General features: G+C 43.8%; 11 protein-coding genes. 3 read left to right on the plus strand and 8 right to left on the minus strand.

What is annotated here, in order from left to right:
* Nucleotides 1-6: 6 nt before the first annotated feature.
* The 4 genes from hslV to L3J70_00780 all read right to left on the minus strand — a co-directional run bounded on the left by hslV (nt 7) and on the right by L3J70_00780 (nt 4,594).
* Complete coding sequence (hslV, locus tag L3J70_00765; protein ID MCF6234904.1) at nt 7-549, minus strand: ATP-dependent protease subunit HslV; 543 nt, start codon at nt 547-549, stop codon at nt 7-9.
* 66 nt (nt 550-615) lie between these two features.
* Nucleotides 616-1,512 (minus strand): tyrosine recombinase XerC, encoded by an 897-nt coding sequence (gene xerC / locus L3J70_00770; GenBank protein MCF6234905.1) that lies wholly within the window; start codon nt 1,510-1,512, stop codon nt 616-618.
* Between the two features lie 20 nt (nt 1,513-1,532).
* Nucleotides 1,533-2,735: a glycosyltransferase gene (locus L3J70_00775; GenBank protein MCF6234906.1), complete on the minus strand. Its 1,203-nt coding sequence runs from the start codon at nt 2,733-2,735 to the stop codon at nt 1,533-1,535.
* A 77-nt stretch (nt 2,736-2,812) separates the two neighbouring features.
* Entirely contained in the window at nt 2,813-4,594 is a 1,782-nt protein-coding gene (locus L3J70_00780; GenBank protein MCF6234907.1) for a GspE/PulE family protein, read from the minus strand.
* Between the two features lie 71 nt (nt 4,595-4,665).
* On the opposite strand from L3J70_00780, the gene nagZ reads away from it, so the two are divergent.
* The gene (nagZ, locus tag L3J70_00785; GenBank protein MCF6234908.1) at nt 4,666-5,685 is read left to right on the plus strand and encodes a beta-N-acetylhexosaminidase; all 1,020 of its coding nucleotides are present in this window, start codon (nt 4,666-4,668) and stop codon (nt 5,683-5,685) included.
* On the opposite strand, the gene lpdA is transcribed toward nagZ, so the two are convergent.
* From lpdA to L3J70_00800, 3 genes are read right to left on the minus strand one after another with little or no spacing between them, the layout of a single operon-like run.
* Entirely contained in the window at nt 5,672-7,117 is a 1,446-nt protein-coding gene (lpdA, locus tag L3J70_00790) for a dihydrolipoyl dehydrogenase (GenBank protein ID MCF6234909.1), read from the minus strand. The genes nagZ and lpdA overlap by 14 nt on opposite strands.
* 10 nt (nt 7,118-7,127) lie before the next feature.
* Nucleotides 7,128-8,360 carry a 2-oxoglutarate dehydrogenase complex dihydrolipoyllysine-residue succinyltransferase gene (odhB, locus tag L3J70_00795; protein ID MCF6234910.1) on the minus strand — a complete coding sequence of 411 codons (1,233 nt, stop codon included), beginning with the start codon at nt 8,358-8,360 and terminating at the stop codon, nt 7,128-7,130.
* On the minus strand, nt 8,350-11,172 hold the full coding sequence (locus L3J70_00800) for a 2-oxoglutarate dehydrogenase E1 component (GenBank protein ID MCF6234911.1): 2,823 nt from the start codon (nt 11,170-11,172) through the stop codon (nt 8,350-8,352). The genes odhB and L3J70_00800 overlap by 11 nt, the downstream gene beginning before the upstream one ends.
* Before the next feature lie 142 nt (nt 11,173-11,314).
* Here L3J70_00800 and L3J70_00805 point away from each other — a divergent pair, with 142 nt between their 5' ends.
* Both L3J70_00805 and L3J70_00810 read left to right on the plus strand, forming a co-directional pair.
* Nucleotides 11,315-13,546: a heavy metal translocating P-type ATPase gene (locus L3J70_00805; GenBank protein MCF6234912.1), complete on the plus strand. Its 2,232-nt coding sequence runs from the start codon at nt 11,315-11,317 to the stop codon at nt 13,544-13,546.
* A 21-nt stretch (nt 13,547-13,567) separates the two neighbouring features.
* Nucleotides 13,568-13,792 carry a hypothetical protein gene (locus tag L3J70_00810; protein ID MCF6234913.1) on the plus strand — a complete coding sequence of 75 codons (225 nt, stop codon included), beginning with the start codon at nt 13,568-13,570 and terminating at the stop codon, nt 13,790-13,792.
* 9 nt (nt 13,793-13,801) lie between these two features.
* Here the strand turns inward: L3J70_00810 and L3J70_00815 are convergent, their stop codons facing one another.
* On the minus strand, nt 13,802-14,815 hold the full coding sequence (locus L3J70_00815; protein MCF6234914.1) for a quinone-dependent dihydroorotate dehydrogenase: 1,014 nt from the start codon (nt 14,813-14,815) through the stop codon (nt 13,802-13,804).
* Nucleotides 14,816-14,826 lie beyond the last annotated feature (11 nt).

Here is a 14,826-nt window from a genome sequence, read left to right on the forward strand (position 1 = left end):
CATAATTTATTCGTTGGTCAGTGTTTCGATGGTAGTGTTGTTATTGGTGTAAACACAGATATTAGCAGCGATAGCCAATCCTTTCTCGACAATGCTGCGAGCATCCAGTTCCGTATTTTCCAGAAGTGCTTGAGCCGCTGATTGAGCAAACGCACCACCGGAACCGATGGCCATCAAGCTATTTTCTGGCTCAATAACATCACCGTTACCTGTGATAATAAGAGAAGTTTCATGGTCGGCAACCGCTAGCAGCGCTTCAAGGCGGCGCAACATACGGTCAGTCCGCCAGTCTTTAGCCAGTTCGACTGCTGAGCGAGTTAAATTGCCTGAATGTTTTTCCAGCTTACCTTCAAAGCGTTCGAACAGTGTGAATGCATCGGCAGTACCGCCCGCAAAACCAGCAATGACTTTGTCATGGTATAAACGCCGTACTTTGCGAGCGTTGCCTTTCATGATGGTATTGCCGAGTGAAACCTGACCGTCGCCACCAATCACGACCTGATTACCTCGTCGTACCGATAAAATTGTGGTGCCTCTATATTGTTCCAATGAGAACTCCTTACTTTTTAAAAGTTACCTTTTATAAATATATTTATGGCGGAGGATTGTACACCATCATGAATTCGTTTTCTTTTTTTTGGCGCGTGGATGTGTTTTGTCGTAGACCGATGCTAAGTGTTGAAAATCGAGGTGGGTATAAATTTGTGTGGATGAAAGGTCCGCATGGCCGAGCAGTTCTTGTACGGCTCGAATTTGACCGCTGGATTCCAGCAGGTGGCTGGCAAAGGAGTGGCGTAGCATATGAGGGTGTAGCGGAACATTGAGTTGCTGTTTAATACCCCACTCTTTAAGTCGCAGTTGTACGGCGCGTGTTGTAAGACGAGTGCCTCTACGACCCACAAAAAATGCTATTTCATCTTTTTTAATTAAAGTGCTGCGGACGATAAGCCAGCTCTGAATCGCTTTACGTGCAAAACGACCGATAGGGACGACGCGTATTTTCCCACCTTTACCAGTGACGCGCACTGTGGCATCAATAAGGTCAACATCTTCGAAATCTAATTGAGTTAACTCTGCGACACGCAGACCTGAAGAGTAGAGCAGCTCCATGATGGCGAAATCACGAATGCTTAAATTATCCGTAGGTTCTTTATCTAGTAGTTGCGTGGTTTGTTCAGTATTGAGCACTTTGGGTAGTTTACGCGCTGCTTTTGGGGCTTTAATACCGATTGCAGGGTTGCTTTCAAGTTCGCCATTTTTTAGCAGATAGTTAAAAAAGGTGCGAAGCGCAGAAAGTTGTCGCTGCAAGCTTCGTCCATTTAAGCCTTTGCTGTGCAGTGTGATAACCAAGTGGCGTATGTGTGGCGGTGTGATTTCACTCCATTGTGTGATTGATTGCTGCTTACAAAAATCAAATGCTTTTAATAGGTCGCGTCGATAATTACTGATAGTGTGAGGTGATAAGTAACGACCTTCGAGGTGTGATATAAATTTGTTAATCCAGTCTTGCATTTGAAGATTGTTTCTTTGAATCACTCTTTGAAATAGCTCAGTAGCTTGGCTGCTTCTGTCGCTGAGTTGAACTCTTGATCAATGACGTGTCGCGCCTGTTGACCCATTTTGATTCGATCGTTGTGAGATAGTTTGGCAAACTTAGCAATCGCTTGAGCCATTCCCTTAGCATCTTTTTGTTCAACCAGCTTTCCAACTTGATCATTGATCAGTTCAGGTATACCCGATACACGTGTGGAAATGACGGGTACACCAACAGCCATGGCTTCCATGAGTGCTACTGGAATTCCATCCATCGTACCGTCATGCGTGACGACGCAAGGTATCGCAAATAGGTCTGCTTCCAGCAGCAGATCTTTAACGGTGCTGTGTTCCATTGCACCCAATAGATGAACAGTGCCTCTTAGTTTTTGTTGTTCAATGATCTCTTCCAGCTCGGCTCTATCAACTCCTTCACCAATGATGTTGCAGGTAAAGTCGAGCCCTATTTCATTTTTGAGTATGCCGCACGCTTCAACCAGATAGCGAAAACCTTTTTGCTCAACCAATCGGCCTGTTGATAAAATATTTAATGTGTCTCGTTCTTTGTAGTCTCGTAAAGGAAAGTGATCCATTTCGATGCCGCAGTGTACGAACCTGAACCGGTCAGGGTTCACCTCTGGGTAGTGTTCCATCACGTAACGCTTATTGAATCTAGATATAGACGCTACAAATTTGGCACGATTGAATTTGTCCACCAAAGTTTCGGCATGTTTTTTAAGGAAAATATCATGGGCATGAATGGTGAAGCTGTAGGGTGTGCCTGTGAGTGCAGAGATCAGCATGGCATACTTTGAACCATCAAGAGCAAAATGGGCATGAATGTGTGTGATGCCTGTTTTTTTGAACTGATCAATAAAATAGGCCCCCCAGAAAAACTCACCCATTGTCTTTCTACCGTATTTACGGGCTAATGCCAATGCTGAAAGGTAGCGTTTTGGATGACCTAAAAATAGCTTGACATGTGACAGTAGAATTTTTGGTCTATGGCTTTTGTCTTTTCTGGGAAGGTAGTGGGTATCTGTCACTAACTCTTCAACAAAGCTATGAGTGAGTTCATGATCTCGTTGGTGTAGGGAATAGATCGATAAATCAACCCCCAGTTTGCGCAACTCAAGCATTTCTCGTACAACAAATGTTTCAGATAAAACGGGAAATACATCCAGAATATACGCGACTTTCATTCACAATGACCTTTGTTTTTCTATAAAAAATAATTTCGACAGTTTAACTCTTTTTTATTTATAAAGTCGGTGCTTTATCACTCACTTTTAAACGGTGGGGAAACACGAAATACCTCTTCTAATGTTGACTGTCCCGCCAACACTTTTTTAAGCCCTGAAATACGCAGCGGTTGCATGCCATCAAGAAGTGCCTGTTGGCGTATTTTCTCAATATCACAATGGTTTTGAATGAGCTTACCTAAAGCAGAGCTCATGGGAAGTATCTCATAAATGCCAATGCGGCCGGAATAACCTGTATTTCTGCACTCCAGACAACCTTTGGCGATTGATATTGTTTTAGGTGTAGCAATATTCCATTGCTGCTTGAGTGTATCCCATAGCGCTTGATCCAGAGGTGCTTCTATTTTGCAATGTGTACATAGTGTGCGAATCAGTCGCTGAGCGAGAATCCCAAGTAGTGTCGAGCTGATCAAGTAGGATGGAATTCCGATATCAAGCAAGCGGGTTAAGGTGGATGCTGCATCATTGGTATGAAGTGTCGATAAAACTAAATGTCCTGTGAGAGCGGCTTGAATTGCCATCTCCGCCGTTTCTTGATCTCGAATTTCTCCAACCATAATAATATCAGGATCCTGACGCAGCAATGCACGTACACCATCAGAAAAATTCAAATCAATATTGCTCTGCACTTGCATCTGGTTGAATTCAGGCACAACCATTTCTATCGGGTCTTCAACCGTGCAGATATTAATATCGGGTGAAGATATATGTTTGAGTGTTGAATAAAGTGTTGTAGTTTTACCAGAACCCGTCGGACCCGTCACCAAAATAATGCCATTGGGTTGCTTGATAATAGACTCCCAAGATTTAAGGTCATCATCAACCAGACCTAAGCTGTTAAAATTTTTGACCAGAATTTCAGGATCAAAAATACGCATCACTAATTTTTCACCAAATGCAGTGGGTAGGGTGGCGAGCCGTAATTCAATTTCACTGCCATCCTGACTTTTTGTTTTAAGCCTGCCATCCAGAGGGCGACGCTTTTCTGCTAGATCCATTCGTCCGAGAATTTTTATGCGGCTGACAACAGCGGCCATGACGGGGGTTGGCATTTGGTAAACCAGATGTAAAACACCATCAATGCGAAAGCGAATATTGCCCTGTTCCCTGCGTGGTTCAACATGAATATCACTGGCGCGTTGCTCAAAAGCAAATTGTAATAACCAATCTACAATGCTGATGACATGCTGATCGTTCGCATCAAGCTGGCCTTTTTTGCCCAGTTCAAGCATTTGCTCCAGATTGGTGATTTCATTTTGAGATGCTTTTTTTGAGTCGTTCGTTGCACCAATAATAGATTTTGAAACGGTGTAAAATTCAACAATATAGCGGCTAATGTCAATGGGATTAGCGATAACTCGGGTAATTTTTTTATTTAAAATATGAGTGATTTCACTTTGCCAATGTGTGACATAAGGTTCTGCTGTTGCAATGATGACCTCATCTTTTTTGATCGCAAGCGGTAAAACTTTATTTCGCTCAGCGTAGGCATGTGACATGACAGAGGTTGCACTGGCGGCATCAATCTTTAATGGGTCGATACGTTCATAAGGCAATTTGGACCACTTTGCGAGCCAGACAGTTAATGTCTCCAGAGTTAACTGTCTGTGAGGTGGTTTTGCGCATTGCAGGTTTTGATTGGCTATCACCACCAACGGGTGAAATTTAAATCGCTCTTGGCTGCGTGTTTTCAGAATAAGTCGCTCAAGGTCTGTGCTTTTAATCAAGCCGTCACCGAATAGTGCTTTGATTATTTCACTCAACTCTAAATGATGGTCGTGTTGATTATCTTTTTTCAAAGCTCGAACACCTCAATTCGGTTAAAATCCATTTTACTTATTAACGTCACGCGGCAGCATTAAGGTGAATTATGTCTTTAGGGTCATTAATGGTTGGAATCTCGGGGTTAGAGTTAACCTCGATTGAGAAAGAAATATTGCTCCACCCATTGATTGGAGGAGTGATTTTATTCAGTCGTAACTACTCTTCTATCAATCAATTAAAAGAATTAACCACAAATATCCATCAGCTACGTGAACCTCATTTATTGATTGCTGTTGACCAGGAAGGTGGGCGTGTACAGCGTTTTAAAGAAGGTTTCAGCTCATTGCCACCGGTACGATGCTTGGGTGAGCTGTACGATTTAGATGCAAAACGTGCCAAACGGCTGGCAAACACGATGGGTTGGCTGATGGCCGCTGAACTGCGCAGTGTGGGTGTGGATTTGAGTTTTGCACCGATTCTGGATCTGGATCACGGTGTGAGTCAGGTGATTGGTGATCGTGCTTTTCATTCCAATGCTTCTGTGGTTTCCAATCTGACTCATGCTTATATGAGCGGCATGCAAAAAGCAGGAATGGCGGCTACAGGTAAACATTTTCCCGGCCATGGTTCAGTGGTGAATGATACCCATACTTCTATTGCAACGGATGAGCGTTGCTTTGAAGATATTGCTCAAAAAGATATGGTCGCTTTTGAACGCATGATTCACTATGGAATGGCCGCTGTGATGGCGGCGCATGTGATTTATCCTCAGATTGATTCTAAACCCGCGGGTTTTTCATCCGTCTGGTTGCAAAAAATATTACGCCAGAACCTGAGTTTTCAAGGAGTTATTTTCAGTGATGATTTGGGGATGGAAGCGGCAGGGTATGCTGGATCAATTCAAGACCGAGCGCAGGCTGCCATTGAGGCGGGCTGTGATATGGTTCTTGTGTGCAATACGTTAGATATTATTCCCGAACTGCTGGATAATTTACCCGATTACAATGACCCCGCTTCCCACCTGCGACTCGCGCGTCTGCATGGGCGAAAAGGTATGGAACACAATGAACTGTGCAGCAGCGCTCTGTGGAAGCAAGCCGTTGCTGCGGTTTCTACTCTTTCTTAATAGCCTTATTAACTTGGTGCAATGCTCGGTTATCCACGGCCAATGCCGCTTCATGCATGGCTTCTGATAACGTTGGATGTGCATGGATTGTGTGAATAAGATCTTCAGCACTGGCAGAAAACTCCATGGCTAATGTCGCTTCTGCGATAAGCTCTGATGCATGGGGGCCCAAAATGTGAACACCCAAAATACGATCGGTGTCTGCATGGGTTATGATTTTAACCAGTCCATTCGCATCCCCCATTGCTCGTGCTCTTCCATTGGCTGCAAATGGAAAGGTTCCAATTTTTATGTTCTCTTCAGAAGCGCGAAGTGTCTGTTCGGTGCGACCGACCCAGGCGACTTCAGGTTGAGTGTAAATGACTGCGGGCATGATGTCGTAATTCACTTGTCGATGAAGTCCGGCGATGGTTTCTGCCACAGCGACACCTTCTTCTGATCCTTTGTGTGCCAACATGGAGCCACGTACAACATCACCAATGGCATAAACACCTGGGAGATTGGTTTTACAGCGTTCATTAACGTGAATAAATCCCCCTTCATTCACTAATAAACCTGACTCTGATGCATAGATATTTTCACTGTTGGGGCGACGACCCACCGCAACAACAAGCTTATCCACCTTGAGTGTCGACTCACCTTTGGAATCACGGTAGGTGATCGTGACTGTTTGAGCATGTGTTTTGGTAGCAGTCACACAGGCACCTAAGCGAATGTCCAGCCCCTGATTTTTATATTGTTTAAGTGCCATGCGGCTGATCTGTTCATCAACGGTGGATAAAAAACTATCTTGGGCTTCCAGTATGACCACTTCAGCGCCGAGTCGTCGCCAGATAGTGCCGACTTCAAGGCCAATGGCTCCCGCACCAATGATGCCGAGCCGTTTAGGCACGGTTTGAAAAGCAAGTGCCCCTGTGGAATCTACAATTTTTTCATCATCTTGCTCAGCGGCTGCAATTTTTACTGGGCGTGATCCCGGTGCGAGAATGATGTGCTCAGCACTGATCGTTGTTTTTTTACCTTTTTCTGAAGGTACAATTTCAACGTTTTTATTGGCTAATAATCGCCCATGACCACTGATTTTTTTTATTTTATTGGCTTTAAAAAGTGCAGAGATACCACCGGTCAGTTCATCGACAATTTTCTGCTTCCGCTTTTGCATAGTAGAAATATCAATAGAGATATTCTCGGCGTGAATGCCGTGATTGCTATACTGGTTTAATAGCTGGTCATAATGCTCTGAGGATTCCAGCAATGCTTTTGATGGAATGCAGCCTACATTGAGGCAGGTTCCACCGAGGCTGGATTTTCCACTTTCATTAAGCCAGTTGTCGATACAAACGGTATTCAAACCAAGTTGAGCGCAACGAATGGCAGCCACATAACCAGCAGGGCCTGCACCAATGACAATAACATCGTAAGATTTAGACATGATATTTACCTCAAACCTCAAGCAAAAGTCGGGTAGGGTCTTCCAGTGATGCTTTCACTGAGACCAAAAATTGTACGGCATCACGCCCATCAATAATACGATGGTCATAGGAGAGCGCCAGATACATCATGGGTCTGATCACGACCTCTCCATTTTCAGCCATGGGGCGCTCCTGAATTTTGTGCATACCCAAAATTGCGCTTTGTGGTGGATTAATAATGGGGGTGGACATCAGCGAGCCAAATACGCCGCCATTGGTGATGGTGAACGTACCGCCACTGAGATCATCCATCGTGAGTGTGCCTTCGCGTGATTTGATAGCAAGGCCACTAATATTTTTCTCAATATCTGCCAAGCTCATGGTTTCAGCGTTGCGTAGAATAGGCACGACTAAACCACGCGGTGAGGAGACGGCGATTCCGATATCGCTGTAGTTGTGGTAAATGATCTCTTGGGCATCGACAGAGGCATTGACCACGGGATATTGTTTGAGTGCCGCCGTGCAAGCTTTTACAAAAAAGGACATGAATCCCAACTTAATGCCATGCTCTTTTTCAAAAGGCTCTTTGTATTCTTGCCTCAGTGACATGATGCGTTGCATGTTGACTTCGTTAAAGGTTGTTAAGATGGCCGCGTTTTGTTGTGCTTCTACCAGACGTTCGGCAATCCGTGCGCGTAACCGTGTCATGGGAACACGTTTTTCAGCACGTTCAGTGATTTTTTGGTTTGTGAGTGTAGCTTCTTCAGGTGGTGGTGATTTTTCTTCTGTTACTTGAGATATTGGGGTCGCTTCTGTTTTTTGTTTTTTTAAATAATTGAGCACATCTTCTTTTATAATATGGCCTCGATTACCTGTGGCTTCAATTTTTGCTGGATCGAGTCTGTTTTTCTTAATTAAGCTTTGTGCAGCTGGTGAAATTCGCAGTAAATCAAAGGGGTCAGAGTCGATTGATTTATGTTCGTTGGAGCTGTTTGCCGAAGGGGAAGAATCAATCGACTCTGACCCCTTTGATTGTAGCAGTGCGATCAATTCATCTTCAGAGACATCAGCGCCATCCTGAATTTTAATCTGTTGCAAAACTCCGTCAGCAGGCGCGGGTATTTCCAGAACAACCTTGTCGGTTTCGATATCCACAAGGCTCTCATTGCGCTTTATGGTATCCCCCTCTTTTTTGTGCCATTTGAGCAGTACGGCATCAGAGACTGATTCTGGTAGTGTCGGGACACGAATTTCAATTTCCATTTTTAGTTACCTTCAAAGCGTCATCAATCAATTTTTTCTGTATTTGCAAGTGTAATTTAAAGCGACCTGCGGCGGGTGAGGCGGATGCATCTGGCCCTGCATAAAAAAGTGTCTGCTCAGGGCGCATAAATTCTTGAATATTATGCTGCGTTTGATACCACGCGCCCTGATTTTTTGGCTCTTCCTGACACCAGACAATCTCTTTTGCCTTTGGATACTGTTTGAGCAACTTTGTCAGTTCATCATGTGGAAAAGGGTAGAGTTGCTCGATGCGTATGAGTGCAATATTGTCAATCTCGCGGGTTTTTCGTGCTTCCAATAATTCGTAGTAAATTTTTCCGCTGCAAAATACGATGCGTCGCACTTGTTTTTTTGTCTGGGTTTCATGCTCTGGAATAATCGTTTGAAACGCTCCTTGCGAGAGATCATCGAGCGTCGATGTTGCAAGCTTGTGGCGCAACAGGCTTTTGGGTGTAAATACAATCAATGGCTTGCGGTAGGGGCGAATCATCTGCCGACGTAGCATATGAAACATCTGCGCTGGAGTGGTCGGATTACAGACTTGTATATTGTGATCCGCGCATAGTTGCAGGTAACGCTCTATTCGCGCGGATGAGTGTTCTGGGCCTTGCCCCTCGTAGCCATGCGGGAGAAATAGTACCAACCCACATAAACGCCGCCACTTGGCTTCGCCCGATGTGATGAACTGGTCGATAACAACTTGTGCGCCATTGGCAAAATCACCGAACTGGGCTTCCCAGATGGTGAGTGAGTTAGGATCCGTTGTGCTGTAGCCGTATTCAAAACCCAAAACAGCTTCTTCAGAAAGCAATGAGTCAATGACAATAAATTGCGCTTGCTCTTCATTCAGGTGTTGCAGTGGGGTGTAAGACTCACCATTTTTTTGGTTGTGAAGAACGGCGTGGCGATGAAAAAAAGTACCGCGTCCACTGTCTTGTCCTGAAAGTCGTATTGGATAACCTTCCGTCAAGAGTGAAGCATAGGCGATGGTTTCAGCAAAGCCCCAGTCAATCAGTTTGGCACCGACAGCCATTTTGTTTCTATTGATTAAGATATTTTCAACGCGAGGGTGAAGTTCAAAGCCATCAGGAATTTTATTGAGGTTGCTGGCCAGTTGTTTGATTTTTTCCAGACTGAGCGTGGTATCTGTTGCGTGATCCCACTCTACTTGTCTGTAAGGATCCCAGTTCACCATTTTGTTATCAGGGTGAGGCAAAATATTTCGAGCAACAACATCACCTTGATCCAGCGCATCCCGGTATTGGATCGACATCTTTTCAACATCCGTTAAAGAGAGAATATTTTCACGAATCAGTTGCTCTGCATACAACGTGGCTGTTGTCGGGTGCGCTTTGATTTTTTGATACATCATTGGCTGCGTTGCGGCCGGTTCGTCCGCTTCGTTATGGCCATGTCGTCGATAACAGATCATATCAATGACAACATCCTTACGAAATTTCATGCGAAATTCCAGAGCGATTTTGGTAATAAATGCGACCGCTTCAGGGTCATCACCATTGACGTGGAAAATGGGGGCTTGAACCATTTTAGCCACATCACTGCAATAGACGGTTGAGCGCATATCGAGTGGATTGCTGGTGGTAAAGCCGATCTGATTATTAACGATGATATGTACTGTTCCCCCCACGGTATAACCTTGGGCTTGTGACATATTCAGGGTTTCCATGACGACTCCCTGCGCGGCAAAAGCAGAATCACCATGAATTAAAATGGGCAACACTTGATCGCCATTATGGTCGTTACGGCGACGCTGGCGTGCACGCACCGAGCCAATGGCAACGGGGTCAATAATCTCAAGATGAGATGGGTTGAATGAGAGTGCCAGATGCATACTGCCATCGGATGTTTCTATGTTGGATGAAAAGCCTTGATGGTATTTGACATCGCCAGGGCGGTTATCATCGGGTTCTTGTTTTGAGCCTTCAAATTCTTGATAGAGTTCTCGTGGAGATTTTCCGAGTATATTGACCAATACGTTTAAACGTCCTCGGTGAGCCATGCCAATGACGGTCTCTTCAACCTTTATTCCAGCCGCATGTTGAAGCAGTTCATCGAGTATTATAATCAGGCTTTCGCCACCTTCTAAGGAGAAACGTTTTTGCCCGACATATTTTGTGTGAAGGTACTTTTCAATGCCTTCGGCGGCGATGATTCTCTCCAGTAACTGGCGTTTTTTTTCAGGCATAAATTCAGGGTGAGTTGGGAATGTTTCAAATCGTTCTTGAATCCAGCGCTTTTGTATCGAGCTGGCAATATGCATGTATTCAACGCCGAAATTTCCGCAATAGGCTTGTTTTAGATAGAGCAAAATTTCAGATAGAGAGAGCTGCTCTGGGCCTGTCGGAAAACTGGTGTTAAAATTTTGTGACATATCGCTGCTGGATAAGCCATGAAAACTTGGATCCAGTGCTGCAACCGGAGGGCGCTGATGGAACTCCAGTGGGTTGAGCGTTGCTTGCTGATGTCCACGTGAGCGATAGGTTTCAATCAAGGCAGCGACAGCCAGCTGTTTTTGAGCGGAGGTACAAGTGGTGGGCGAGGGGAGCCGTTGCGAATCATGCTCTTGACGGTATGATACAAAAGTTTTTATAGCATCTTTGTGGGATATGTCTTGAACACTGTTTTCCTGGATTTGGTCAAAATATTTACGCCACTCATGACTGACTTCATCTGGGCTTTCAAGATAGCGTTCATACAGTGTTTCAATGAAATCTGCATTGCCACCGTAAAGATAAGAATTTCCCTGAAACTTTTTTAGCACATTATCCATTCATATTTATCCTGGTATTCATTAGGATTTTCGGACGGTTATAACAATTTCTTTAGGTGCGGGTATATTTATTTAGTTCATAATTGGTGTGTTTTCAACAGAAAACTAATATTCTGTTGAATATTATTGTATGAGGAATATTATGGAATCGGTCATCAAAAACTCTTACCCAGTAACAGGTATGTCATGTGCTTCATGTGCTGGGAGTGTCGAAAATATTCTCAAAGCTCAGGATGGTGTTGTTAATGCTCAGGTGAATTTTGCAAGTGCTTCTGTTCTTGTTGAATATCAGTCAAGCGAGGTCAGCGCTGAGGCGTTAAAAACGGCACTGAATGGTGTCGGTTTTGACTTGATGATTGAAGATGACCAAGACGATGTTCGTCAAAAGCTTGAGCGGCAAAAAATAGGTGAATTGAATGAGCTTAAAAGCCATGTCATTCAATCGTCTATTTTTACTTTTCCGATTATGATCATTGCCATGTTTTATATGGACTTGCCTTATGCCAACTGGATCATGCTGGGTTTGTCTGTTCCTGTGATATTTATCTATGGGCGACGCTTTTTTATCAGCGCTTATCAACAGGTAAAAATTCATAAGACCAATATGGATACTCTGGTTTCACTGAGTACGGGGATCGCTTTTATTTTTAGCTTGTTTAATACCTTGTTTCCTGAATATTGGACTCATAAAGGGTTGGAAGCCCATGTCTATTATGAAGCTGCAACAGCAATTATTACGTTTATTCTTTTGGGTAAGTTTTTAGAAGAAAAAGCAAAATTGAATACATCGTCGGCGATTAAAAAGCTGATCGGTATGCAGCCAAAGACTGTAATAAAAGTCGCACAGGATGGTTCGGAGCAACAAATTCCTATTAAAAACGTCATGAAAGGTGACCTGTTGTTGGTTAAACCGGGTGAGAAAATTCCGGTGGATGGCCGCGTTCAGGATGGTTCATCCTTTGTGGATGAAAGCATGATCAGCGGCGAGCCTGTGCCCGTCGAAGCGGTAGCCGGTCACGCGGTATTTGCTGGCACTATTAACCAAAAAGGTAGCTTTCGTTTTGTCGCTGAAAAAGTGGGCAGTGAGACGGTATTGTCTCAAATCATAAAAATGGTACAGGAGGCGCAAGGAAGTAAAGCACCTGTGCAAAAACTGGTCGATAAAATTGCTGGAATCTTTGTCCCCATTGTGATTGGAATTGCAATTTTTACCTCTATTGTCTGGTTGATTTTTGGTGGTGAAGAGGCAGGAACGATGGCGATGCTGGCTTCAATTACCGTTTTGATTATCGCTTGCCCTTGTGCTTTGGGGCTGGCAACACCGACGGCTATTATGGTGGGTGTGGGTCGAGGCGCTGAAAATAATATTTTGATAAAAGATGCTGAAAGCCTTGAATTAGCGCATAAAATTAATGCCCTTGTGTTAGATAAAACCGGAACAATCACAGAGGGGAAACCTGTTGTCACTGACGTGATCTGGCTCTCTGATAAAGAGGAAGAAGTGACTCTGAAACAGATTCTATACTCAATAGAAAAACGTTCTGAACACCCGCTTGCAGGCGCAGTGATCAACAAGCTGGAAAATGAAAAAATTGAAGCAGTGGAAATAGATGGTTTTGAAAGCATTACTGGAAGAGGTGTTTCTGCAACAGTCAATAATGTGAGCTATTTTGTTGGCAATCAAGCTTTGTTAAAAGAGCAATATGCATCACTGAGTGAAGGTTTAAAAACTAAAATTAACGCATTGCAAGATAATGCAAAAACAGTGATTTATTTTACAGACAATAAACAGGTTTTAGCACTCTTTGCGATTACAGATAAAATAAAAGACACTTCAAAGCAGGCCATACACACCTTGAGAGAGCAGGGCATTGATGTGTACATGCTGACGGGTGATAACGAACAAACGGCCAAAGTGGTTGCTGATCAGGTGGACATTTTGCATTATAAAGCGAATATGATGCCTGATGAAAAAGCAAAGTTTGTAGAAGAGTTGCAGAAAAAAGGTTTGATTGTGGGAATGGTGGGGGATGGGATCAATGATTCTCATGCACTGGCACAAGCCGATGTTAGCATCGCGATGGGGAAAGGGTCTGATATTGCGATTGATGTTGCTAAAATTGCGTTGATTACTTCAGATCTTAATTTGATCCCAAAAGCTTTGCGTCTCTCAAAGCAGACGGTCAGAACAGTCAAACAGAATTTGTTCTGGGCATTTATCTATAACTTGATCGGAATTCCACTTGCAGCCGGTGTGCTTTATGCGTTTAATGGCTTTATGCTGAATCCGATGCTTGCAGCGGCTGCGATGGCGTTTAGCTCAGTTTCGGTGGTATCGAACAGTCTTAGATTGAAATGGCAATCAATTAATTAAAAAACTTAAAAGGTCACAAAAGTGGAAACAGTATTAAAATTCAAAACAAGCATTAACTGTGGCAGTTGTGTCGCAAAAGTTTCACCACGACTGAATGATTCTAATTTTATCGAAAGCTGGGACGTTGATACAAAAAACCCGGATAAAATATTAACGGTTCACCTGAACGCTGCAAACCCTGACGCTTCTTCTGATGCAGTTCAGGCATTAATAAAGGGCACAGGGTTTAGTATTGAAAGCTGCTAGTGTTTGTTCCTAATAATGTAAATTCTCAGTAATCTCTTTAACCAATTCAGGGCCTTTGTAAATAAGGCCTGAATATATTTGTACTAATTTTGCACCCGCATCAAGCTTGGTTTGAGCGTCAGTAGAGTTCATGATGCCACCGGCTGCGATAATCGGTAATTTATCGCCAACACACGCATAAAGTTGTTTCACTGTTTCAGTGGAATTTTGTGTCAGAGGTGCGCCACTCAGCCCGCCTTGTTCATCCCCATTCGCCATATTTTCAACACCAGAGCGAGAGAGGGTGGTGTTGGTGGCAATCACGCCGTCCATCTCATAAGAGAGCAGTGCTTTGGCTACAGCTTCAATTTCATCTTCACTCATATCGGGTGCAATTTTTACAACGATAGGAACATAACGTCCGTGCTCTTTATTTAAGATGAGTTGCTCTTGCTTGAGTTTTTCTAATAGACCACCAATTTGATCTGCTTGTTGCAGTTCTCTTAGGTTAGCGGTATTGGGTGAAGAGATATTCACAGCAACATAGCTGGCATACGGATAGACTTTGCGCAGCCCGATGAGATAATCATCAGCCGCCTTTTCAATGGGTGTATCAACATTTTTTCCAATATTAATTCCCAAAACCCCCTTAAATTTTGCAGCTTTAATATTGGCAATAAGATGATCTACACCCTCATTATTAAACCCCATGCGGTTAATGATTGCTTGCGCTTGTGGAATACGAAACAGACGTGGTTTGGGGTTGCCAGGTTGTGGACGAGGCGTTACCGTTCCTATTTCAAGAAAACCAAATCCCAGTGCAGCCAATGCATTGATATGAGTCCCATTTTTATCCAGACCTGCGGCTAATCCGAGTGGCGTTGGAAATTCCAAACCCATGACTTTCACGGGTTTAACATCTGGTGTGTATTGAGTGAGACCCAGTTTGCCACCCAGTTCCAGGGCAAAAAAAGTTAGGCCGTGAGCCGTTTCAGGGTCAAACTTGAATAATAAAGGTCGTATCAGTGGGTAGAGATTTGGCATTAGATGCTTCT

This window comes from Gammaproteobacteria bacterium (assembly GCA_021648145.1).
Lineage (GTDB): Bacteria > Pseudomonadota > Gammaproteobacteria > JAADGQ01 > JAADGQ01 > S141-38.